This is a genomic window from Oscillatoria sp. CS-180, from assembly GCF_028330965.1.
Taxonomy (GTDB): domain Bacteria; phylum Cyanobacteriota; class Cyanobacteriia; order Phormidesmidales; family Phormidesmidaceae; genus Halomicronema.
In genome coordinates this window covers 50,719-73,425 of sequence record NZ_JAQMUB010000080.1, presented here as the reverse complement: position 1 = coordinate 73,425, position 22,707 = coordinate 50,719, and the positions used below count along the sequence as shown (strand labels likewise).

Sequence of the window (22,707 nt, the reverse complement as noted above, 5' to 3'; positions counted from 1 at the left end):
TAAGTCTCTAACCTTTTCAAGCCTGGGTTAAAGACGAGTCATGTGAAGCTTGAAATCACCTTCAGTTCTACTCATCTTGCCCTCTATGATTCAGTCACATATCCGTATCGAGGTTCCTGAACACGCATTGAGCGTTGCTGGGGTTACCGACTATATTCAAGAGCTACTGGAGCAAGATCCCCAGCTTTACAGAGTTTGGGTGATGGGAGAAGTTTCCAGTGCTAATGAGCGCAATGGACATATCTTTTTTACACTTCAGGACACAGAGAGTAATGTCTCGATTCAAGCTGTGGTTTGGCGATCGCAGCGGTCTAAGCTAGCCAGTCCTCCTATCGCAGGCGAACAGGTGTTTCTCCTAGGCCAAGTTCGGGTGTATACAGCACGGGGACAATATCAGCTGAACACCTTACAGCTCATTCCTGCTGGAGCTGGAATTCAAGCGCTGAGACGCCAGCAACTCTATCAGCGTCTCGCAGCTGAAGGTCTCTTTGAGAACGACATCAAGCGATCTTTACCCGCCTATCCTCAGGTAATTGCCGTAGTCACTTCCGCTCAAGCTGCCGCCTGGGGAGATATCCAACGAACTTTGCGACAGCGGCAGCCTGGACTAAAGGTGCTGTTATCTCCCGCAGTTGTTCAGGGTGATCAGGCACCTGCTTCAATCGCGATCGCCCTCAATCGAGTCGCTAAGGATGCGCGGGCAGATGCCCTCATTTTGGCAAGAGGAGGAGGCGCAAGGGAAGACTTGGAGGCCTTTGATACTGAACAAGTTGTTCGAGCCGTTTCGACCAGCCCTATTCCCGTTGTTACCGGCATTGGTCATGAGCGCGATGAAACCTTGGCAGATTTGGCGGCAGACTTTTGTGCTCACACACCAACGGCTGCTGCTGAATCTGTAGTCCCTCACATTGAAGATCTCTTGGACGATCTAGAGATCCGTAAGCAAGCACTTAAAGCGACCTTGCAGTCAACTTTGGAGGTCCATCATCAGTTCGGTGCCAGCTTGCGTCATCGGCTGGAACAACTTTATTTAAATCAAAAAATACGTCAGGAACAACAAAGCTTAGTTTGGCAAAAACAGCAAATCCGGCAAATCCTACAACATCGATTACAGACTGCTCAGCAGCATTGCCGTTATCTATCACAAACGCTGAAAACCCTCGATCCAGAATCTGTGTTGAGAAGAGGCTATGCCGTCGTGCGAGCAGAGGGCGATCGCGTCATCAACTCTAATCAGCAGGTGAGCGTCGGAGACAACCTTCACATCCGGCTGGCGGAGGGAGCAATAATCGCGAAAGTAAAAACTGTTGAGGAGTAACAATGTTTCTCTCATTAGGCATTTGTTTGTTGGAGAGTCTCCAGCCACTGAACCAATTGGAGTTCTTCGTTAAAGTCCAGTAAAGCTTCCGCTAGAGACTCAATCTGTTCGAGTGATAAGTTTTCTATCTGCTTGACTACAGTCATAGGCAGGGTTCCCAAGCGCCGATTCAACTGGCGTAGAACGATTGAGGTTTCTCCTTCTTGTCGCCCTTCTTGCAGCCCTTCTTGTCGCCCTTCTTGTCGCCCTTCTTGTCGCCCTTCTTGTCGCCCTTCCTGCATAGCTTCAGCTCTGATGTCTTGGTAAATCACAGATTCTCGCATCAGTTCTCTCCTCAAAATTTGCTGAATGAGTCCCTTCTCTAATACTAATCCTGCAAGAATCGCTGCTGATGCCGATAAGTTACTTTGAGTGCGGCGATCGCCGATCTGCTCAATTTGCTCAGCAACTTGCCGTAATATACGTTCACGATCCTCTGTGGAACTGAGTGTGGCAAGAGGTAATAATCCTGGCGCTGCTAAAAATATCTCAGCAGGTTGTTCCCAAATACGAATTACCTCAAAGGTGTGATGAGTGCTAGCTAACTCAAATTGAGTCTGATAAACCAGAGATGATTGAGTTGGCAGCAAATAAATAACGGTTTGACGAATGTCTCGCTCCGGTAGACGACGATGTAAGCGCACCCAGTAGTCCAACATCCGGAAGGGCATGGTGGCATCGGGTTGAGTTTGAAATTCAAGATGCAGAATTTGACGTTCTGACTGCAGCAGCACGACATCTGCTCGAATGGGTTCTAGCAGCAGTTCTGAAGGACTAAGTTCTGTGAGATTAACCACTTCGCCCAGCAGCCAATTTGCAAAATCGGCTGAGAATGTTTCCACTAGAATCTTACAAACTGCGTCAAACATGGCTTCGCACTATAGTGATATGAACCCTCATTTCTAAAAACTAGTTGTCCCATTCCGCCCTTCAAAAAGAGCTTTAACCCTGATGACCCGATCAACTAAAACATTTCAAGATTGGTCCTATGAGGAAACCATTGAGAAAATCGAAGCTACAGTAACACGATTGGAACAAGGAGACTTACCCTTGTCAGCTGTGCTAAATGAATTTGAAAACGCTGTACAACAAATACGCCAGTGCGAAGACTTTCTGCAGACATGTCAAAAACAAGCAGACCTCCTCATTGAAACCTTGGAAGACTGTTGACAGTCAATTGTTTATTTCCAAAATCTTCCTAAAACCGTTCAAACAGCCCCTACAGCTATATCTGTATGGTTCTGGTCGGGCGTCTCCCTTCACGACATCCACTATGCTGGTAAAGGTCTATTGATGCTGATGACGCGATCGCTATGCTCAGAGCTGGAATTGTTGGACTCCCTAATGTTGGAAAATCAACGCTCTTCAATGCTGTTGTTGCCAATGCCAAGGCACAGGCAGCCAATTTCCCATTCTGTACTATCGAGCCAAATGTAGGTGTTGTAGCGGTACCAGATCCCCGATTGAATGTTTTAGCTGAAATTTCAGACTCCAAAGAAGTGATCCCAGCACGTGTTGAATTTGTCGATATTGCAGGTTTAGTGCAGGGCGCCAGTAAAGGTGAAGGTTTGGGTAACCAGTTCCTAGCCAATATTCGAGAGGTTGATGCGATCGTTCACGTGGTGCGCTGTTTTGAAAACGACGACATCATACACGTCTCTGGCTCTATCAATCCCGCACGAGATGCTGAAATCATCAATCTTGAACTCACGCTGTCGGATCTAGCTCAGGTCGAGAAACGGCTGGAACGGGCACGTAAACAGGCTAAGAAAGAAAAAGATATCCAGGCTGAAGTTGATGTTTTAGAAAAACTTTTGCCTGTACTGAATGAAGGGAAAACAGCTCGGACAGTGGAATTATCTACCGAGGAAGAACTCCTTATCAAACCACTAGGGCTATTGACTCGCAAGCCTGTCATTTATGCGGCCAACGTCAACGAAGATGACTTAGCCAATGGGAATGACTACGTAGATAAAGTGAGAGCGATCGCGGCTACAGAAGGAGCTGAGGTTGTCATCATATCGGCTCAGGTGGAATCTGAACTCATTGAACTCTCTGAAGAGGAGCGGATTGATTTTTTGGAGTCTCTGGGTGTTGAAGAAGGCGGTTTACAATCCCTAATTCGCGCCACCTATGATCTCCTGGGACTACGCACTTATTTCACAACAGGCCCCAAGGAAACCCGTGCCTGGACGATTACCACTGGCATGGTAGCCCCTCAAGCGGCAGGCGTTATCCACAGCGATTTTGAACGGGGTTTCATCCGGGCTGAGACCGTTGCTTACAAAGATCTAGTCGAACTTGGATCCATGAACAACGCGAAAGAGAAGGGGCTAGTGCGAAGTGAAGGTAAAGATTACGTAGTCAGCGAAGGAGATGTTATGCTCTTTCGCTTCAATGTGTAGAAAGCTTCCAGATGATATAGCAGTCGATTTATGCATAGGATTGATCGATAACTACAGCGCTGTCTGGAACACCTTGATACAATTTGACCCATTCTGCATGTTTTCCTTTTCATGACAGTGCTGGAACGGTTACGAAAGGTTCCCAATTGGATGCTGCTGTCGCTAGCGATGAACGGCTTGCTGTTTGTGGCGGTTGTGTTTAGCCTGCGCGATAACTCATCCTCTTCTGAGCAAAGCAACTCCGTTTTACCTCAAGCGAATGCTTCAGTTTCCTCAGCAGGATCAGCTGTCGGTTTTGTTCCTGAGTTGGGCGATCGCCACTACCTCGATTACCAACAGTGGGTCACACTTCTGCAAGAAGAGGCCAGAGCAACTCGAAACGCGCCTCGGTTGACAGTTCTGCTAGGTGATTCCATTAGCCTTTGGTTTCCAAACAATCTCTTACCAGGTCGTCGTACTTGGATTAATCAGGCAATATCCGGCGAGCAGTCCAACATGCTGCTCAGACGATTGGACTCGCTTGATGACTCCAATATTGAAAGCATCTTTCTGATGATTGGCATCAACGACTTGATTGCTGGCAAGCCTGAAAGTCAAGTGACTCAGAATATCCAGGAAACAGTTCGCTATTTGAAGAAACGACATCCCAATGCCGATATTGTGGTGCAGTCTATCCTGCCCCACGGCGCTGAAAATGCCACTTGGGAAGGGCGCGATCGCCTCTTACAGCTTCCCAATAATCGCATTCAGGCTGTGAATGTAGCCCTGGAAAAGGTTGCGGCGGAACAAAACGTCCATTACCTCGATCTATACCCCCTGTTCGCCAATGGTGAAGGTGCTCTCCGTCCTGACCTAACCACCGACGGTGTACACCTCAACGAGCGAGGCTATCTGGTCTGGCGTACTGCGATCGCGCTGTTGTTAGCCTCTGAATTTGAAGAATAGGACGATGAGTGAATGGATTAACCAAGGTGTTTTCTTGAGTAGAGCTTTGAGAAGTAACTGTAGCCAACACAGTTGGACAATTAAGAATCCCACTCCCTAATCTAAGCAAGAAAGAAACGCATTCTGATTCTTGACTCTACGTACAAAGGACGTACCTAGACTCGAACTTGTGACCCTCCACGATGTCAACGTGAATATCTAGGCACCTGAAGCGTCCATAGATCCAGATTTCTGTCAATCCAAAATTTTGCGGCGCACCCATTCCGCAGCCGTTTTAGCACTGTAAAAATTCGCCTTAAAGTCGTAGCTTTCCTGAGTGTACGAAAGAACCTACACATTCCTAGAAGTTCATCACCACATAGATTTGAAGTCGACACGCCGTCCTGCAAATTTCTCGGAAGTCCTACAGGTTGCCAAAAAACCTTCACGGTATAAGTTTTAGGTCTGTAGGTTGCTCAGTCCTCAGAACAGGGGCGATGTACAGACTTCTGATAGCGTTGTTGAAAATCTTCACGGCTAATCGAAGCCAATTTGCACTCAAACGGTCTTTGAGCTATTTACCTTATGATTAAGCAACAACGCACGAAGGTATTTCTCTAGAACCTTCAGCAACGAAGCCTAGAAAATGCTGTGTTGTCAGGCTCACTGCTTGAGTTAAAACAAGACTCCTTATGGCAGCCACGATTACCTTTGAAATTCCAGAGCACATCCATATACGGCTACTCAACACTGCCGAGATCACTCAGAAGCCCCTCAACGAAATCATCCTGCGGGTGCTTCAGGTTGGCAGCCCTCCTGCTTGGGATGGTGCACCACCAGAATTCCAACCAAATTTAGCGGTATTGGCCCATGTGGTTGATGGGGCATTGCGGCAAATTGCCCGGAGTGCAAAAAACAGAAGCCGAGTTAGAACGCTATGACGAGCTTCTAGAACGCGATCAAAATGCGAGCCTAATAGAGATCGACAAAGCCGAGCTAGCACTCTGAGAAAAGAGACTGATCGCTTCATGCTCCGTAAGGCTCAGGCAACCGTTTTATTTCGCTAGCAGGGACACTCACTGATGTTCAATTCTAAGTTTGGGGAAGTAGGGAGCGATAGAGATTCAAAAAGGGGAAGTTAATGGAAAATTCTAAAGCTTTGGATATGTTAGAACGCCACCCCAACAAGGTGAGTGGTGCATGGGTCTTTAAGGGGACGCGCGTTCCGGTATCTGCTTTCTTTGAAAATCTCAAGGATGGAGCTTCAGTTGACCAATTTCTGGAATGGTTTCCAGGGGTAACGCGATCGCAAGTAGAAGCGCTTTTGGATTACGAACTAGCAGCATTAGAGCAAGCCGCTAGTTAATGAAGATTTTGTTCGATCGAGGCACACCCGTACCACTGCGTCGTTACTGATCAGGGCACACAATCGATACTGCTTATGAGTGCAGTTGGTCAGAACTGTCGAACGGTGATTTGTTAACAATGGCTGAGCAAGAGGGTTATGAGCCTTTGATCACAACTGATCGCAATCTGCGTTACCAGCAAAATTTAGCCATGCGCCAAATTGCCATTATCGTTTTGATGTCTACGTCATGGCCTCGCATCAGGCAGCAGACCAGTCACATTCAAGCAGCTGCTGATGCGATTCAACCCAGTGATTATCAGGAAATCCCGATATAGAGCTCATTTGAGACCTTTCAATTGATGCGGAAAACCAGAGGTGTGTCCACAGCTAGATATTAATGGCTTATTCCAGTAGTCTGACCGATGCCGAATGGCAAATCCTCGAACCGTTGTTGCCCGAAATATTGCCCCAAAGACCCCTGAAAACCTTTGGATTTGGGAAAAAGTCGGTAAGCAGATATGCTCTTTGGACCAAAACTGCTTGCTAAACCAAAATTTCAGGATTGCTGAAACCTTTATATTTCAGGAAATGGACGTAACTGGACTCGAACCAGTGACCCCCACGATGTCAACGTGGTGCTCTAACCAACTGAGCTATACGTCCTTGTAGACACATAGGCTATCATGGCCAACCGACTTGTTGCAATAACGATCGCTGCTCCAGTCAACTCCTTCATCCATATCACTGGATTTTAGGAAGTGTGGGGAAAGCCAGGTTTCGGACTGTAACTATGAGCGGGGTACGGATGTTGTGTGGAGAAACGTCCTCCTCGTTCCGACAGAGTTTCGAATTTTGAGTAACACTAGAAAAGAGGTTGGTTGGGAGAAAGTGCGATGGAATGGCGTGAGGTGTCGGGTAACTGGTTATGGATTCCACCTCAGCCGACAGCAATCATTCACTTTTTAGGTGGCGCATTTGTAGCAGCCGCTCCGAACATTACCTATAAGCCTTTGCTAGAGGCGCTTGGTAAACGAGGCTATCTCATCATTGCAACTCCTTTTATCAATACGTTTGACCATCGGGCGATCGCTCAAGAGGTGCTCGTTGCTCTCGATCAAGCACTCTACTACTTGGAAAGTAGAGTAACGCTCAAGCGCCTACCGATTTATGGGCTTGGTCACAGCATGGGCTGCAAAGTCCATTTGCTCATCAATAGCCTGTATGAGGTTGAGCGGCAGGGCAATATTTTTATGGCTTTCAATAACTACTCTGCACGGCGGTCTATTCCTTTCCTAGAGCAAGTCATGGCGGTTTCTCCAACTTTGGCCTCTATGAACAGAATGGAATTTGTACCATCACCCGAAGAGACATTTGACCTGATTGATCGTTACTATCCGGTGGAGCGCAACCTATTGGTCAAGTTTCGCAAAGACGATATTGATCAAACACGTCCTCTCCATGACGTACTCATGCGGCACTTCCCTAAGTTGACCAGCGTACAAATTTTGCCGGGAACTCACACAACGCCAATGGCACAAGACATTCCTTGGCAGCCTGGAACTAATTTCAGCGCCTTCGACGCAATCGGTCAATTTGTCAAACAGGAGTTTACCCGCGACCTCAGACAGCTCCAAGACATTATTTTGATGTGGCTAAACCCTCTTGCAGCTCAGCGATCGCAGCCGCGTAGATAGCGAAGCTAATAGTTGGGAGTTATGCAGAATCCCCCCAGGTAGTGCCTTACGCTAGCCAAAGCAGCCACATAGCACATTTGCATAAGTTGCGTTGGTTTTGGTCCAGGTGAGCTGTCAAAGATTCTTAGCCTTGTGGACACATCTAATCTTCAGTGGCAGACCACATCTGGGAACACTGACAAGTACCTGCCCCATACGCAATACCTATACATTTCTCGGCTTGTTAGGATGGTCAATTTTGACAAACTTCAGTCCAGAGAAATTCTCGATTCTATAAAATGTGCCAGCGCTTCTACCGACTTCTATTTTCTTGCTTCTATCTGAGCTATAGCCAAACGTAGACGGATGCATAATCCCTTGTCTAGGCTTGAATTCACGTTCTCGACCGTTCCGGCTATGTTGGCTGCACCTACATCTAAATCGCACCGCTAAGTTGCATCATCGTCTGAATCTATGAATGAGATGAAAGCTAAACATATGTCCGGTGAAGATGCTTGGGTAGCAGCCACAACATCAGCGGCTCAACACGTAACAGATACGAGCCTCAATTTACTCCTCATTGACCCGCAGGGACAGTCTCAGCTGTTCTTGGTGCAAGCTTTAACTCAGTCTGGCTGCACAGTCTTCACTGTAGGTTCCACTCGGGATGCATGGCCGTTACTGAGGCATACGATAGATCTAATTTTGTTAGAAACGTCTTTAGAACACGACAGCGACATTGAAAGCAGTTTTGAGCTGTGTCAGAAACTGAAGCAGTTGCCTCAAACGAGTCGTATTCCAGTCATTTTTGTAGGGGAAGGACAAGAAAAGGGCGATCGCCTACGAGCATTTGAAGTCGGCGGTGTGGACTTTATCCAGAAACCCGTTTGTCCAGAGGAGGTATTCGCTCGCATCAAGCTACATGTGTCACTGAGGCAAACCCAACAGCGGATACAGCAGTATGCTCGACAGCGACTGCCCGGACGAGAAAATCTATCTTTACTCACAAATTTGCAGAAAACGCTTCGCCAGCAAGCCATCCATCTACGCGAACACAATATTCATCTCCAAAAGGAAATTTGCGAACGACATCAAATTGAACAGGCCCTTCGCCAAGAACAGCAAAAATCGGAACAGCTGTTGTTGAATATTTTGCCCGAAGCGATCGTGTGCCAGCTGAAGCAGTTTCAAGGCTCCTTAGCAGAACGATTTGAGGAAGCCACTGTGATGTTTGCCGATATCGTTGACTTTACACCGTTAGCAGCCCAGCGCAGCCCTCTAGAACTGGTCAACCTGCTTAACCAAATCTTTTCAGCCTTTGACCAATTGGCAAATAAATATCAGCTAGAGAAGATCAAGACCATTGGTGATGCTTACATGGTTGTAGGTGGCGTGCCTGTGGATCATGAAAACCATACTGCAGCGATCGCTAACATGGCCCTTGAGATGCAAACCCTCATTCAAACGTTCGAACGAGGGGAGAACCAATCGCTTCAGCTCCGCATTGGCATCAACGTTGGCATGGTTGTCGCGGGTGTCATTGGTATCAAAAAGTTCAGCTATGACCTTTGGGGCGATACAGTCAATGTCGCCAGCCGTATGGAATCTCAGGGTAAACCCGGCAAGATTCAAGTCACAGAAGCGACCTACAACAGATTACAGACCCATTTTCAGTTTGAGCCTGCTCAACAGGTCATGGTTAAGGGAAAAGGGCTCATGAAAACTTACTATCTGGTAGGGCGGTATTGAGCAAAGTTATAGCCTTAGTCCCCTTGGGCTAGTGCATCCAGTAGCACCTAGGTGTTGAGCACATAGCCGGATGGCTCGTCGTCTTGTCTCAATAGAACTGGCAACGGCTATATCTCCACCATCGCGATACACTAGGTGAGGCTGATCCGGGATGATGGGCCGACTTTAGCCGCTTAATAGACATCACTGGCCCTAACGGCAGAAAGACGACATTGACGCTATGGCAACGTTTTTATTAGAAGTGGGAACCGAAGAACTCCCTGCAAGTTTCGTGAGCGAAGCGTTGGCGCAATGGCGCGAACATATTCCGGCCCAACTCGCAGAGGCTTTTCTGACACCAGGGGCAATTGAATATTATGGCACCCCTCGGAGGTTGGCCCTGCTATTACTTGAGCTTCCTGAAAAACAGCCTGATCGAGAAGAAGAGGCGAAAGGTCCTCCTGTCCAAGCCGCCTTCAAAGACGGTAAGCCGACTAAAGCCGCAGAGGGCTTTGCGCGATCTAAAAACGTGACGGTTGAAGACCTAGAAATTCGAGAAACTGACAAAGGTGCCTTTGTTTACGTCCAGCATAAAATTCCTGGTCGGGCAGCAGCGGAGTTACTCCGGGACTGGATACCTGAGTGGATCCTTAATCTGGAAGGCAAGCGATTCATGCGTTGGGGCGATGGCGACCTGAAATTTCCTCGACCCATTCGCTGGCTGGTAACTCTTCTGGACGACCAGCTGATTCCACTGACGTTAGAGAATGGTTCTGAGCAATGCATGAGCGATCGCACGTCCCAAGGGCATCGAGTCCTGCACCCTGAGACCCTTGTTTTGAACCATGCTGACGAATACGCGACGAAGCTACGCAATGCCTTTGTGGAGGTCAGTGTTGAGCAGCGCCAAACCCAAATCCAAAAAGCAGTTCAACAGGCAGCCCAATCCGTTGATGGGGCTGCCAGAATTGATGCGGATTTGCTGAGTGAAGTTGCTAACTTGGTGGAATGGCCAACTGCGGTTGTCGGCCAGTTCGAGCCTGAGTTTCTAGAATTGCCGTCTGAAGTCGCTGTCATGGAGATGGAGAGTCACCAGCGGTATTTTCCTGTTCTCCACCCAACTCAGGCCAATCAGCTCTTACCGTTCTTTGTGACTGTCTCTAACGGCGATCCATCAAAATCTACTCTGATCGCAGAGGGTAACGGTCGCGTTATTCGAGCACGTCTGTCAGACGGCAAGTTTTTCTTCGATGCTGATCGCGCCGTTCCGTTGAACTCTTTCGTCGCCAAGCTGGATGCAGTCACATTTGAAGAACGGCTTGGCTCAATGGGAGCGAAAGTGAAACGCATTCAGGCAATCGCCGCCCTAATTGCAACTCAGCTCAATTTCAGTGAAGCAGAGAGCCAGCAGCTTCAGCGGGCTGCCTATCTCTGTAAGGCTGACTTAGTCACACAGATGGTAGGCGAATTCCCGGAACTTCAAGGCGTGATGGGTGAGAAGTATGCCCGTCATAGTGGTGAACCCGATGCGGTGGCCGTTGCAATATCTGAGCATTATCTGCCGCGTGGAGCGAATGACAAGCTGCCTAAGAGCCTATTAGGTCAGGTTTTAGGCCTGGCAGATCGGCTAGACACCCTAGTCGGCATTTTCAGTTTAGGGATGTTGCCCTCTGGCTCGTCAGACCCCTTCGCTCTAAGACGGGCTGCTAATGCGATTGTCACGGTTGCTTGGGACGCCAATATGGAAATTGATCTACAGGCATTGCTAGACCAAATTGTCGCGGCTTTTGTGGAAAACTCAGCGCTGGCGGTCGACAGTCCAGAGCCTCTGCGGTCTCAGCTACAGGAGTTTTTCCTGCAGCGAATACAGACTTTGCTCCAAGATGACCTGACTGTGGATTACGATTTAGTCAATGCAGTAGTTGGTGAAAACGATCCCGATTATGCTCAACGGGCACTCATGGATTTGCTAGATGTCCGCGATCGCGCAACCTTTCTACAGCACATTCGCCAAAACGGTATCCTTGAGCGCATCTATGAAACAGTGAATCGCGCTTCGCGTCTTGCCGCGCAGGGTGATTTGGACACCCGCACGCTTGATCCGGTAAAAGTGGTTGATCCCGATCGCTTTCAACAAGACTCTGAACGGGCGTTCCTAGAGGCTCTGCAAGCTTTATTGCCAGAAACCAAGGCAGCTCAACAAGATCGCGACTACCAACGATTAGTCACAGGACTAGAGGCAGCCGCTCCAGTTGTCAGCCGATTCTTCGATGGTCCCGAGAGCGTTCTAGTGATGGACAAGGATCCTGCAATTAAGCAAAATCGACTGAATCTTTTGGGGTTACTGCGGAATCACGCCAGAGTGCTAGCTGACTTCAGCCAAATCGTCAAAGAGTAACAGAACTGAAACCCGTCTCCCTAACAACGCTGTGGCAATTGCTCACTGGTTTCTAAACAAAGTTACTGTTCTGCGCCTTTAACTCACCATTGCTTCATAGCTCCTGCAATATCGGATTAGCTCGATCCTCTGTCTCAGAGTTTCCAGAAAAACCCTTTTCCGGTATCTTGATGTCTGAAGTTAATCAGGGTTAGGTCTTCGTTCTTGAGTTCTTGTGCTCACGTCATTGGTCTAGGAAAGTCAGGGATTGCCGCAGCTCGCCTGCTTCTACGGGAAGGTTGGAAAGTGGTGCTCAGCGATCGCAACACTGCTCCCCTATTGAGTGACGTCATTCCTCAATTAGAGTCCGAAGGGATTACCGTTCGAACAGGATACTGCTTTTCACCGGATAGAGAAACGAGTCTGATTGTGGTCAGTCCCGGCGTTCCCTGGGACATTCCTGCCTTAATCGAGGCCCGAGATCAGCGTATTGAGGTCATTGGAGAAGCTGAATTAGCGTGGCGTAGCCTCAGCGATCGTCCATGGGTCGGGATCACTGGCACAAATGGTAAAACGACGACGACTGCTCTAACCGCTGCAATCTTTCAAGCCGCAGGATTGAACGCGCCAGCTTGCGGCAACATTGGCTATGCCGCGTGCGATCTTGCATTGGAGTCCGCCGTTCCCGATTGGGTGGTTGCAGAACTCAGCAGTTATCAAATTGAAGCATCCTCTACGCTATCGCCTCGGATTGGGCTGTGGACGACCTTCACTCCCGATCATTTAGCACGTCATAAAACCTTGGAAAATTACTTCAGCATCAAGGCGAAACTGCTGCGCCACTCCGAAAAGGTCGTCTTGAATGGGGACGATCCCTATCTGAAAGGTAATGCCCCGCAGTTATTTCCAAACGCCTATTGGACCAGCGTGAAAGGACCATGTGCGATCGCCCCCCTAGTTCCATTAGCCTACATTGAAGACGGTTGGGTGACCGTTGAGACTCAGCCAATCGTTAGGGCTGACGCATTGAATATGGTAGGCAATCATAATCAGCAGAATCTTTTGCTGGCAGTGGCTGCAGCCCATTTAGCTGGGATTGAAGCAGAGGCGATCGCTCGGGGTGTTGCTTCATTTCCAGGGGTTCCACATCGATTAGAGCGGGTTGGATCCTGGCAGGATGTAGACTTCATCAACGACAGCAAAGCGACCAACTATGATGCTGCTGAAGTGGGCTTAGGAGCTGTCAGTGCACCCACCATCTTGATTGCCGGTGGGGAAGCTAAAGAGGGCAATGATGAGGCTTGGCTGAAGGTAATCCACAAAAAAGTTGTCAAAGTTCTGCTGATTGGCAGCGCTGCCCCGTTTTTTGCTCAGCGATTGCATGAAACGGGCTTCAGTCAGTACGAGATATTTGATACCTTAGACCGAGCCGTTAAACGTAGCGTCGAGCTGGTTCCAACCCTAGAACCCAAGACCGTTTTGCTCTCCCCCGCTTGCGCTAGCTTCGACCAATATCCTAACTTTGAAGCCCGAGGCGACCACTTTCGCTCTCTCTGCCACAATCTATTGGCTGAGAGCTATGACTGAATGCGAAAAGGTGAAGGATGAATCAAACCTTTTGATCGAAAACCATCCAGAATTTACAATTGTCTCTACCTGAATAATATGAGCACTGAAGCCTATACGCTGACATAGAGGCTGAATTCTAATTCTGGGTTACCACCAAGCAGAGGTTGGATCATCTAACCAATGCTCTCCACCCCCTGGAGCAACTTGTGTACGACCTTCCGTTGTTAAGCCTTCTGAATCAATGCCTCTGGCAATACTGCTGGTGCTTGAAGGTGTAGAAGTCTCAGACAATGGACTATCAGAGAATTGTTCAAAAGTTGACTGATCGAGGGGCTTTAACCTGAATTCTGCAAGCGAGTTCTGGGGGTCGGTCAAATGGTCAAAGGCGTCCAAGTCACCTGACTGAAAAGCTACCTCTGCATCCTTTTCATCTATCGTCAGAGGAGGAACAGAAAATGCTGAACTGCGATCGCTCGTTTCTGATAGACCTAGCTGCGAAAATGTTGACAGCGCCAAATCATCTTCGTTGAGTATCTCCGGCTGGCGTGAGTTACTGCTGTTAGCTGAGGTCTCTCTATTCATCACAGCCTGCTCTAATTCATCAACCAATTCACTTGCCGTCAGAGGTAATTCCCTCAGCCAAGTGATGCTGACAACCTGAGTAACTGTATTCAACAGCCGAGCATGCGCAAGCATAGGGCGAACGGAAGTTGGTGTCTGCCAGTTCTGCTGCTCATTGAACTGGTAGTGCAAGTGCCCGCCGATCGCACTGGGTGAAAAAACAAAAGTATTCAGAGATGTTAATAGAGTTCCACCCAACAAGATCAAGTACTTTTGCATATTTTCACGGAATGACACAGCTTTTGGTAGAGGAGGAAAGCTTAATTCCTTACCCCGAAATAGAGCCATGTTCACTTAATAGCTAAAGCAAGATTGTCCTGAAGCTCACTGAACCCAAAGTCCAGGAAATGCATGGCTCACAGGAACTTTATAGCCTAAAAAATATCAATTAGCATCAAATAATACCAGCTAGAAGAAAAATATTCGGTATATTTCCTGTGATGCCAAATTCACAAAAAGCCCTGTGCTTACACTTAGATGTTGTGAGCCGTTAAGGTACTGGCGGACATAGCCCCAAATTCATAGCAGCTAGACAGGGTAATATTTTCTGACAGTAGAAGAGGCGTGGAGAGTATCTTGATGAACTTGGGAATCTACTCGTTTTTACGGATAGATATGGTGTGCTGTTACCGTTGACCAACTTATCCCGCTTATCATAAATCGGCGAATTTTGAGGCATATACCTATTAAAGATTAAAGAAACAGTAAAGTTTATTGCATGAAGAATACTTGAGGTTTTGTAAAGATGATAAGGCTGATTTCCAACGCTAGTTTCAGAGCTGATGTTTACGGGTTCCTTCGTTTATGGAGTCCGTTCACAGCACTGTAATGGCCTATGTTCAATATCAATAGGACTAAGTTTTTCCTAGAAAAATCATCCAATCTTGTCAGGTTTTCAACTCAGCATTTCGCTTAACTCACTTTGGCATTGTCTTTAAAGCACTTGTAATGATTTCCTTTGCATGTCAGTCATCAGACGTTTCGATGAGGCTAAAATAGCCGTGGTTTTGTCTTAACGCACTCTGAGACGCTCAAACGCTTCTCTATCTGCCTTCGACCGGCTTTCTCGGCTAGATCACCGTTGGAGAGGACGATTGATTTGCATACTTATAAAGAGAAGCTGTAGATATGCCTCCTTATTTATTTCCATTAGAGAAAATAAATGCCTAGAAAACGCCACCCAGAACTTGAAGGTTATCCGCCTCAGCAGCCTCTTTATACCTTTGAGCTCAAAAGTCGACGAAAGACTGTCCGCAACCGATTGGTGTGGACCCTTGTGGGTCTCAGTATCGGCGTTGGCTTGACTTTGGGTGCTTACTCTTTACTACCGCTCTCAAATCGGTGGGAAGTAGCGCAGAATCAAAATTTATCTGAAGAGGATCCTTTTCAAAAAGGATCTAATCGCGCGATGAACGCGGCTGAGCTAACACAGACTGCGGAATTTCAAGAAGACTGGAGCCAAGTTGCAGTCTTATGGCAGCAGGCCATCAATAACATGCGATCTGTTCCATCATCTAATCCAAACTATGCGATCGCTCAAGATAAGTTGGTTGAGTATACACGCAATCTAAGTTATGCCAAAAGTAACGTGGCCTCTCGCCCACCTGGCAGCCTTAATAAACAGCCTTACTGGACTATTGGCTCTGATCGCGAACTGGTTATCAGTATTCAGGGAATGCCAGAGCGTGTCAGCCAATTCAACACGCTATGCAAGGAAATCTTTCATTACGACAACAGTACTGTTGAGCTCAGAAATGGTTACGTCACAAACTTTAGCGATCCGGACACTAACTTAAGCGTTCTGGGTGATGCCCAAATCGCGCTGTCTATTCAGCCAGAAGCAGACATGTGGTCTATTGGCTCTTCTCAAGAAGCTGTGTTTCAGGCACAAGGAACACCGACTCGCACCAGCACTTATAAAGACGTGGTAACTCTGCACTATGACGAGAGCTTTGTTGAGCTAAAAGGCAATCGTGTTGTGGGATATGACAATCTGTCTGGAAATCTACAGGTGTCGATGTCGCCATTGGTCTTTCACGAAGAGGTATCGTCATCAACAACCTGGGGGTTAGGTTCAAGTCGAGCAGAAGTTTTAAGTATCGAACAACAGACGCCTACGACAGTAAGGCGCTCTGATAGCAGTTGTGAGGAAGTGTTCAACTTCGAAAGTAGCACAGTCACTTTTCGCAGAGGACTCGTTTCTGAATACTCAAATTTTGCTCAAAACTTGAATATCCAGTAATCAACTCTGATTAACGTCGTTGTCTTGAAGAGAGCAAAACCCTGCATCTAGTAGATACCGTTGCAGATATCGTTCAAGACGGTGTAGAACTGACTTTCGGGGTTAGCCGATTCCATAACTTTCTGAGATGTCTGCACATCTAAAGTCGTATTGTTGCCGTCTAGAAACTCAGTACGCTCGATGGAATAGCTCATCGCTTCACAATCTGCCACGTAATCGAAAACAGCGGCGGCAGTGCCGTTGTCGCTAACAGGCGATCGCCGAGCCAGCAGCGTGAAGTTGAGCAGATTACTCCGCTGAACATCAGGTTCAAGCCACCATTGCTGAGTAACCTCTTGACCAGCACTGTTCTGAAAAACGTCTTGATAAAGGTAGATCCAATTAGCATAGGGATCAGTATTTTGTGCTATCTCTACTGCCGATGGTCCTGGCATCAGTAGAGGAATGGCGGCAAGAGCAGTAGCGAATTGAGCAAGCAGCATAGCAGACCTATGGTGAACCTACGAATAATCTCACGATAGCGGTTGAAGTTTATCTTTCTAGGCAGAAAAGTGCAGTTTGGTGACTGTCACATTAAATTGGCACAAGGGAAGAAATCCTTTTTATTTAGTCACATCCTCTTCTCAGTTAAGCCGTGTCTACAGTTATAGATGAAACAGAATGTCTATCTAATCGACCTCAACTACGCGGTAATTGTTCCGAATTTGCTTAGCTTGATACAGCATTTTGTCCGCTTCGACGATCGCCCGCTCATACCCGATGGCATTAGGCATACGAATAACCGCGATTCCCAAGCTAAAAGTAACGATGGGAGATATGGGCGATGCCTGATGAGGAATAGCCAGCTTTTTCATCTCTCGTTGAATGCGTTGGGCGATCGCGATTGCCCCCTCTCTTTGGGTATTCGACAGCAGAATGACGAATTCTTCCCCTCCATAGCGGGCAACTAAGTCACCAGGACGATGAACACATCTGCGTAAAAGTTGTGCGGTCTTAAAGAGACACTGATCTCCTTTTGGATGACCATAGCAATCGTTGTAATTCTTGAAGTGGTCAATATCAATCATGATTAGTGTCAGGGAATGACACTCGCGCTGGTGGTGCAACCACGCTTGCTGTAATCGATCAACAAACTGCCGACGATTAGCGATTTTTGTCAGACTATCTGTAGTTGCTAATTCCTGGAGTTGGGCATTCAAGAGTTTGAGCTCAAGCTCTGCTTGTTTGCGATGAGTAATGTCTTCAGCAAACACGGCAACTCGTGAAACTTCTCCCTGCTGACTGTAGACCGGAAACTCGACCATACGAATCCAAATGCTTTTCCGGTCAGCTTTAATGATGCGAAACGTTTGCTCTCTGGGTTGATGCGTTGCTCTAGCCGCCATTTTCCTTCTTAGCGGTCGTAAATCCTCTGGATGAACCAGCTTTTTATAAAACTCGGCATCTTCATACATGTGTCGAGTTGAATAGCCGGTAATTGTTTCGAACGCGGAATTGACGTAGAGCCAGTCTCTAGTATCCACGCCTCGTAAGCCGAAAAATAGCGGCAGATTTTCAGTTATTTGCCGCAACATCGACACGCTTTCTTGTAAGGCTAGTTCGGCCTCTTTTTGATCGCTGACGTCTTTAAGAGAACCAACAATTTTGATCGGTTGCCCTTGTTCATTGCGCTGAATTGTTCCTGAATCTTCGACCCAAACGTACTCCCCATCTTTCCGCTGCAATCTGACTTCAACTGTATAGGGCTTTGAGATAGTGCTAGCGCGATCGCGAATTCTTTGAAGCAGTGGCAAATCGTCTGGGTGAACAAGTTTTTGAGTCTCCACCAATGTTTGAGGAGCTTCTTTAGGAGTGTAGCCGAGGATGGTTTGGAAGTTAGAGTCCCAAGTGTAGCGCTCAGTCAAGAGATCATATTCAAAAATAGTTTGTTTGCCAGCGCGAATTACAATTTCATAGCGCTCTCGCCATTCTGATAGTTCTCGTGACAGCTTTTGAAGCATCAGCTCGTTTTTTTTGCGATCGCTGATATCAGTTGCTGTTCCAACTAACTTTAAAGCCTGTCCTCGTTCATCTGACAAGACTTCTCCGCGATTGATCAAGTAGCGCGTTTGATGATCAGGCGTTAGAACTCGCAATTCCATATCATAAGCAGTTCCCTCAGAAATAGCGGTTACAACGGCCTGACGAACTCCCTTTCTATCCTCCGGATGAATGGCTTTCAGGATCTCATCAACTGTCAGCTCTCCTTCCTCCATAGAACGTCCAATGACGTGAAATAACTCCTCAGAGCAGGTCATGCGATGAGTCGCGATATCTAATTCCCAACTGCCAACATGAGCAATACGCTGGGCCGCTTGCAACTGATGCGTTGTATTGACCAATGCTGATGTCCGTTCAGCAATTTGGTGCTCTAGCGATTGTTCATATTGGGTGCGAAAGACATCAATTTCTTGCCTTTGAGCATCTAAATCGACCATCATTTTTTCAAAAGCCAGTCGTAGAGACTCAATTTCTTGAATAGCAATAGGCCGCAAAGGTTGAGGAATTCCTCCAGCCGCATAGGCATGAGCTGCTGAAATAAGACGCCTTAAAGGTTGGGTAATGCGGCGGGCAACTAGAGTAATTGAGGCAAAAGAGCTCACTAATGCTATTTCATAGAAGATTATCAAGCGGCGTACATCCGCGTAAATCTGACCAGCAAAATCTGATTGGGGCAATAGGACAGCAATCTGCAAATCCAAACCCGATGGGTCTTGATAAGGAAAAATTTTTAGAAAATACAGCTCTTTTTGAACCCGGATAGTTGATTCATAACCCGATGAAATACTATCGTTGCCGTTCGATATTTGTTGTAGATACTGAGCAGTTATGTCTAAAACCGGGTCAGAACTTTGCACAGTGTAATGGCTAGATAACTGTTCAGTAAGATAAGCCTGCTCGTCACGATAGACAGCTTTATCACTGGAATCAGCAATCTTCAAACCCGTTTGCTCAAATACAACTATTCTTCCGTTCTTGCTGACTCTTGTCCGTTTTAGCAGTTCATTGAATTTACAAAAGCTAATACTGACAGAAAAGACGCCTTCTAGCCGGCGATCCTGATCATAGATCGGAGTGTATGCACTAATGCCTGAATGATTTGTACCAGCGATTTGAAACGAATCGCTCCATCCAATCTGACCTTTGCTGACAGCATTTTGGTACCAAGGTTGGCTGCGAACATCAATAGCTTCTGTGGTTTCAAGATACGCATCAACATCTCCTTCATTGTTGATGCTATAGATCCGTCTTTCCAAAGGTCTATTTTGATCTGCAATGCTAGCTCTGAATATCACTTCATTTGGAGCAATAGTTTTGGTAATCTCAATAGTCTCGTCAGTTCGATAAACTGCTCTAGAATCACCTTGGGCTGTTCCAAAAATGAGAGCCGATATAGTTCTGTTTTTAAAGAGCTGCAGAGCAAGATAATGATGTAGCTGATCAAGATTGTCGGAGGTGATCAATCCAGACTGTATCGCTGCGGCATGAGAAACGTTAATATCTCGTACAGCTTGAAGATGCGTACCAAGCTCATAAACAACGTGATTTCCTGCTTCTTCTGTTAGCTGATCAGCAACTTCTCTGATAGTCTGCTGTCCGCTCCAGTGTGAGAGAAAGCCTGCTAAAGAAGTGATGCTGATAAACTGCAAGAGAAATGGAATTGTCAGGAGCGATCGCAGCGGAATTCCCATTACCAAAAGCACCCAAAGGTTGATTCAATAGCCTCTTTATCCTGTTACCTCCATCATCCTAACGACTTCAATTTCTCTAATACCTATATATTTCCCGGTTACAAGAGAAAAACTGAACTTGAGCAATATGATGCCACTGAAAATAATCTTGAGGACCTTTAGAAGGTATCAAGAATAAAGTCATAGCGAGAGAAACAAGCTTAATAATGCGGCTTTCAGAAGACTCTTAAGGATTCCCTAAGAGTGACATTCTTAAGGCGGAATGGAGCAAAACCTATGGATGAATCGTTCTCTAATCTATCCAAGGACACTGTTCGCTTGAAGACCCATTTGGTAAGTTGACCCAAGTTGTCAATCAATAGCGTTCAGCGTGGTACCTCTTAAAGACGATAACCCCATCAAGATTACACCGTATGTCACTTACGGATTGATTGCGATCAACGTGCTGGTTTTTCTATATGAGTTAACGCTCTTGCCTCCAGACTTGATGGATTTTTTTCAGTCTTGGGCAGTTGTGCCCGAGCAGTTAACGGGCAGTTTGCACTGGAAAAGCATCACGCTCTCTACAGTGCATGAATGGTTCACATTGATTTCAGCACAGTTCATTCACGCCGGTTTTTTACATATCGCTGGCAACATGCTGTATTTGTGGGTTTTTGGTAATAACGTCGAAGAAGAATTAGGGCATATCCGATTCCTGCTTTTCTACCTTATTTGCGGCACGCTAGCAACAATGACGCAATGGTATTTTGGCATGTCCTCAGAAATTCCCTCTTTGGGAGCTAGTGGAGCGATCGCAGGTGTCATGGGCGCTTATGTTTTCCGCTTTCCTGATGTACGAATTCTCACTATAGTTCCCCTTGGATTTTTCTTCTTTCCCATTAGAATTCCAGCTATGTTCTATCTAGGTATTTGGTTTTTACAGCAGGCGGCCTATGGTGTCGCTAGCCTCAACGTTCCTGCCAACATTGGAATGGCGGAAGGTGGTATTGCTTACTGGGCACATGCTGGAGGGTTCGTCTTTGGTGCGATTGCAGGACCTCTACTAGGACTGTTTGAAAGTAAGCGAGAAGAATTTTCGATGAAAGCGTAATATAGCCGGTGCCAATCTTATTAAGGCAAAACGATAAACCACCTAGCAATGATTACAGAGAAGGAAGTCAAGGGGCATGTATCAAACTTCCTTCTCGATAGCGACGGTGTTAGGCCGTCATTGTCTCTGCCTCAACCGCTTCTCTTAGGAAAGTCACTAATTCATTTGAATCGCGGCTATCCAGTTCCGAGAGTAGTGCTTCTTGATCGAGATTCAAGTTTTGTCCATAGGGCATCGATGGCAAGAGATTGCCCTTACGATTATTAGCAAGGCGATACCAAAAAGCAATTCTCATATTCGTATCCAACTCGTCATAAGCTTCCGTCAGACGGGTCGGACTTCCTCTCAAAATTTCCTCCAGCACAACATACCGATCTTCGCAGGAAAGTTGCTGAATCTGCTTAAGAACTCCATGGACCTTTTGCGAAAATAAAGCGCTCGGCGTGGCTACTTTAGAGGCCCTATGAAGCTTTTGCGCCAGGTAGTAAAGGATTACTAGCTGTGTGCGCGCACTCGATTGCCGGAATTTAACTGTCGTGTTGTCAAGATTGGATTTTAAATTAGTTACTGCCATGACTATCCCCGAATTTCTTAAAGTGTCGGGCTGTGGGAGGAGATACTGACGTAATATTCCCCGTACTCTGTGAGGAACAACCGATCACATAAGGCTCGCCAAAACTTGCCCCTATGCAATTGGGCATAGGCGATCTTCAAAGCGAATCACTTATGCGATCGCTCCAAGAACCCAGCAATTGCCCTAACCTGTTTATCCCGCGTGAAGTAATCGGATTTCCCCTCTATAGAGCAGGGATCACTCCTCTCGTCAGCCTTTCAACCATCAAGCCTTTCTTTAATATAGTGATCCCAGAAATCTATTGCATAAGAAAACTTTAGATTTTCCTTCGGTTTTTCAGTAACAAATACGGAGAAATAAATAACCGGCCCGAATAGCAATGAAATGAGGAGGGATCGTTAGGGATCAGCTTATTCGAATTAACTCCGTAGAATAGGTCGTTTGTTCTTGCTAGGTAAGCCGTTTTTTATTTCTCGAAAGGTCTTTGGAATTTTACAATTAGGAAAGCATTCTCTGTGTAGACTCACTGATCCACAGCACCGGGGTGTCTCTGGGCACAGAAAAAAGAGTATTTTGATTCAAAGACTGTTCTTGTTCTGTGCAATGAGTTGTTTGGTTTAGACGTTGGGCGAGGCAAAATACGTATGTTCAGGCGCAAATCGGCACCGTTATTGACATATCTCAGCCAGAAGACAGAGTTCGAAGGAGTTTTGCATGCTGAAGGCATGTTGAGAGTAGACGGTATCATTCACGGTACTGTCGATGTTCAAGGTGACTTGGAAATCTCATCCACTGGGTTGATCGAAGGACCTGAAGTGAAAGCCCATAATCTCGTTGTCCACGGGGTGCTCAAGGCCAGAGTCGTAGCAAAAGGCAAGCTGACATTGAGCCGTACAGCACGTTTAGAAGGAGATGTAGTTGCTGGCTCTTTAGAAATTGAGACTGGAGCGTATTATACCGGTTTCATCGAAACCAGAGACGCTAAAAGCTTACCGCCTTCAAGAGATTTGCCCGAACTCTATGGCACCGTTGATACGCCTAGCTTAAAACCGTAGGGTGCTCTTA

Annotated in this window: 19 protein-coding genes and 1 tRNA gene; 14 read left to right on the top strand and 6 right to left on the bottom strand. The window is 46.8% G+C overall.

The window, feature by feature from the left end; genetic code table 11:
- Nucleotides 1-85 precede the first annotated feature (85 nt).
- Complete coding sequence (gene xseA / locus PN498_RS19000) at nt 86-1,318, top strand: exodeoxyribonuclease VII large subunit (protein WP_272064793.1); 1,233 nt, start codon at nt 86-88, stop codon at nt 1,316-1,318.
- A gap of 14 nt (nt 1,319-1,332) precedes the next feature.
- Here xseA and PN498_RS18995 read toward each other — a convergent pair whose 3' ends face one another.
- A complete protein-coding gene (locus tag PN498_RS18995; RefSeq protein ID WP_272064792.1) occupies nt 1,333-2,226 on the bottom strand; it encodes an Rpn family recombination-promoting nuclease/putative transposase in 894 nt (297 codons plus the stop codon).
- An 82-nt stretch (nt 2,227-2,308) separates the two neighbouring features.
- On the opposite strand from PN498_RS18995, the gene xseB reads away from it, so the two are divergent.
- The 6 genes from xseB (at nt 2,309) to PN498_RS18965 (ending at nt 6,369) form a co-directional block, all read left to right on the top strand.
- Nucleotides 2,309-2,527 (top strand): exodeoxyribonuclease VII small subunit, encoded by a 219-nt coding sequence (gene xseB / locus PN498_RS18990; protein WP_272064790.1) that lies wholly within the window; start codon nt 2,309-2,311, stop codon nt 2,525-2,527.
- Nucleotides 2,528-2,670: 143 nt separating this feature from the next.
- A complete protein-coding gene (gene ychF, locus PN498_RS18985) occupies nt 2,671-3,762 on the top strand; it encodes a redox-regulated ATPase YchF (protein WP_272064788.1) in 1,092 nt (363 codons plus the stop codon).
- Nucleotides 3,763-3,873: 111 nt separating this feature from the next.
- On the top strand, nt 3,874-4,707 hold the full coding sequence (locus PN498_RS18980) for a GDSL-type esterase/lipase family protein (RefSeq protein ID WP_272064786.1): 834 nt from the start codon (nt 3,874-3,876) through the stop codon (nt 4,705-4,707).
- Between the two features lie 671 nt (nt 4,708-5,378).
- Nucleotides 5,379-5,627 (top strand): hypothetical protein, encoded by a 249-nt coding sequence (locus PN498_RS18975; RefSeq protein WP_272064784.1) that lies wholly within the window; start codon nt 5,379-5,381, stop codon nt 5,625-5,627.
- Nucleotides 5,628-5,827: 200 nt separating this feature from the next.
- Nucleotides 5,828-6,052 (top strand): DUF433 domain-containing protein, encoded by a 225-nt coding sequence (locus PN498_RS18970; RefSeq protein ID WP_272064782.1) that lies wholly within the window; start codon nt 5,828-5,830, stop codon nt 6,050-6,052.
- A 119-nt stretch (nt 6,053-6,171) separates the two neighbouring features.
- Nucleotides 6,172-6,369 (top strand): hypothetical protein, encoded by a 198-nt coding sequence (locus PN498_RS18965; protein ID WP_272064780.1) that lies wholly within the window; start codon nt 6,172-6,174, stop codon nt 6,367-6,369.
- 254 nt (nt 6,370-6,623) lie between these two features.
- On the opposite strand, the gene PN498_RS18960 is transcribed toward PN498_RS18965, so the two are convergent.
- Nucleotides 6,624-6,697 (bottom strand) — tRNA-Val (locus PN498_RS18960).
- Nucleotides 6,698-6,927: 230 nt separating this feature from the next.
- On the opposite strand from PN498_RS18960, the gene PN498_RS18955 reads away from it, so the two are divergent.
- The 4 genes from PN498_RS18955 to murD all read left to right on the top strand — a co-directional run bounded on the left by PN498_RS18955 (nt 6,928) and on the right by murD (nt 13,399).
- The gene (locus tag PN498_RS18955) at nt 6,928-7,728 is read left to right on the top strand and encodes a DUF1350 family protein (RefSeq protein WP_272064778.1); all 801 of its coding nucleotides are present in this window, start codon (nt 6,928-6,930) and stop codon (nt 7,726-7,728) included.
- Between the two features lie 462 nt (nt 7,729-8,190).
- Complete coding sequence (locus tag PN498_RS18950) at nt 8,191-9,456, top strand: adenylate/guanylate cyclase domain-containing protein (protein ID WP_272064777.1); 1,266 nt, start codon at nt 8,191-8,193, stop codon at nt 9,454-9,456.
- Nucleotides 9,457-9,676: 220 nt separating this feature from the next.
- Nucleotides 9,677-11,833, top strand: a complete 2,157-nt coding sequence (gene glyS / locus PN498_RS18945) for a glycine--tRNA ligase subunit beta (protein ID WP_272064775.1) — start codon at nt 9,677-9,679, stop codon at nt 11,831-11,833.
- 204 nt (nt 11,834-12,037) lie between these two features.
- Nucleotides 12,038-13,399 (top strand): UDP-N-acetylmuramoyl-L-alanine--D-glutamate ligase, encoded by a 1,362-nt coding sequence (gene murD / locus PN498_RS18940; RefSeq protein WP_272064773.1) that lies wholly within the window; start codon nt 12,038-12,040, stop codon nt 13,397-13,399.
- Between the two features lie 129 nt (nt 13,400-13,528).
- On the opposite strand, the gene PN498_RS18935 is transcribed toward murD, so the two are convergent.
- Nucleotides 13,529-14,221 carry a hypothetical protein gene (locus PN498_RS18935; protein WP_272064771.1) on the bottom strand — a complete coding sequence of 231 codons (693 nt, stop codon included), beginning with the start codon at nt 14,219-14,221 and terminating at the stop codon, nt 13,529-13,531.
- A gap of 943 nt (nt 14,222-15,164) precedes the next feature.
- Here PN498_RS18935 and PN498_RS18930 point away from each other — a divergent pair.
- The gene (locus PN498_RS18930; protein ID WP_272064769.1) at nt 15,165-16,244 is read left to right on the top strand and encodes a hypothetical protein; all 1,080 of its coding nucleotides are present in this window, start codon (nt 15,165-15,167) and stop codon (nt 16,242-16,244) included.
- Nucleotides 16,245-16,291: 47 nt separating this feature from the next.
- Here the strand turns inward: PN498_RS18930 and PN498_RS18925 are convergent, their stop codons facing one another.
- On the bottom strand, nt 16,292-16,726 hold the full coding sequence (locus tag PN498_RS18925) for a hypothetical protein (protein WP_272064767.1): 435 nt from the start codon (nt 16,724-16,726) through the stop codon (nt 16,292-16,294).
- A gap of 186 nt (nt 16,727-16,912) precedes the next feature.
- A complete protein-coding gene (locus tag PN498_RS18920; protein WP_272064765.1) occupies nt 16,913-19,975 on the bottom strand; it encodes a PAS domain-containing protein in 3,063 nt (1,020 codons plus the stop codon).
- 370 nt (nt 19,976-20,345) lie between these two features.
- Here PN498_RS18920 and PN498_RS18915 point away from each other — a divergent pair, with 370 nt between their 5' ends.
- Nucleotides 20,346-21,068, top strand: coding sequence for a rhomboid family intramembrane serine protease (locus PN498_RS18915; RefSeq protein WP_272064763.1), 723 nt, complete (start codon nt 20,346-20,348; stop codon nt 21,066-21,068).
- Between the two features lie 109 nt (nt 21,069-21,177).
- On the opposite strand, the gene PN498_RS18910 is transcribed toward PN498_RS18915, so the two are convergent.
- Nucleotides 21,178-21,642, bottom strand: a complete 465-nt coding sequence (locus PN498_RS18910) for an orange carotenoid protein N-terminal domain-containing protein (RefSeq protein ID WP_272064761.1) — start codon at nt 21,640-21,642, stop codon at nt 21,178-21,180.
- Between the two features lie 644 nt (nt 21,643-22,286).
- Between PN498_RS18910 and PN498_RS18905 the strand changes: the two genes are divergently transcribed.
- Nucleotides 22,287-22,697 carry a bactofilin family protein gene (locus PN498_RS18905; protein ID WP_272064760.1) on the top strand — a complete coding sequence of 137 codons (411 nt, stop codon included), beginning with the start codon at nt 22,287-22,289 and terminating at the stop codon, nt 22,695-22,697.
- The last annotated feature ends 10 nt before the right edge of the window (nt 22,698-22,707 follow it).

Bases quoted from the DNA above. Each gene is read 5' to 3' on its own strand.
- PN498_RS18975 (WP_272064784.1), top strand. From the start codon at position 5,379: ATGGCAGCCACGATTACCTTTGAAATTCCAGAGCACATCCATATACGG.
- PN498_RS18920 (WP_272064765.1), bottom strand. From the start codon at position 19,975: ATGGGAATTCCGCTGCGATCGCTCCTGACAATTCCATTTCTCTTGCAG.
- PN498_RS18955 (WP_272064778.1), top strand. From the start codon at position 6,928: ATGGAATGGCGTGAGGTGTCGGGTAACTGGTTATGGATTCCACCTCAG.
- PN498_RS18905 (WP_272064760.1), top strand. From the start codon at position 22,287: ATGTTCAGGCGCAAATCGGCACCGTTATTGACATATCTCAGCCAGAAG.
- PN498_RS18980 (WP_272064786.1), top strand. From the start codon at position 3,874: ATGACAGTGCTGGAACGGTTACGAAAGGTTCCCAATTGGATGCTGCTG.
- PN498_RS18970 (WP_272064782.1), top strand. From the start codon at position 5,828: ATGGAAAATTCTAAAGCTTTGGATATGTTAGAACGCCACCCCAACAAG.
- PN498_RS18910 (WP_272064761.1), bottom strand. From the start codon at position 21,642: ATGGCAGTAACTAATTTAAAATCCAATCTTGACAACACGACAGTTAAA.
- xseA (WP_272064793.1), top strand. From the start codon at position 86: ATGATTCAGTCACATATCCGTATCGAGGTTCCTGAACACGCATTGAGC.
- PN498_RS18930 (WP_272064769.1), top strand. From the start codon at position 15,165: ATGCCTAGAAAACGCCACCCAGAACTTGAAGGTTATCCGCCTCAGCAG.
- PN498_RS18925 (WP_272064767.1), bottom strand. From the start codon at position 16,726: ATGCTGCTTGCTCAATTCGCTACTGCTCTTGCCGCCATTCCTCTACTG.
- ychF (WP_272064788.1), top strand. From the start codon at position 2,671: ATGCTCAGAGCTGGAATTGTTGGACTCCCTAATGTTGGAAAATCAACG.
- PN498_RS18950 (WP_272064777.1), top strand. From the start codon at position 8,191: ATGAAAGCTAAACATATGTCCGGTGAAGATGCTTGGGTAGCAGCCACA.
- PN498_RS18965 (WP_272064780.1), top strand. From the start codon at position 6,172: ATGGCTGAGCAAGAGGGTTATGAGCCTTTGATCACAACTGATCGCAAT.
- glyS (WP_272064775.1), top strand. From the start codon at position 9,677: ATGGCAACGTTTTTATTAGAAGTGGGAACCGAAGAACTCCCTGCAAGT.
- PN498_RS18995 (WP_272064792.1), bottom strand. From the start codon at position 2,226: ATGTTTGACGCAGTTTGTAAGATTCTAGTGGAAACATTCTCAGCCGAT.
- PN498_RS18935 (WP_272064771.1), bottom strand. From the start codon at position 14,221: ATGCAAAAGTACTTGATCTTGTTGGGTGGAACTCTATTAACATCTCTG.
- xseB (WP_272064790.1), top strand. From the start codon at position 2,309: ATGACCCGATCAACTAAAACATTTCAAGATTGGTCCTATGAGGAAACC.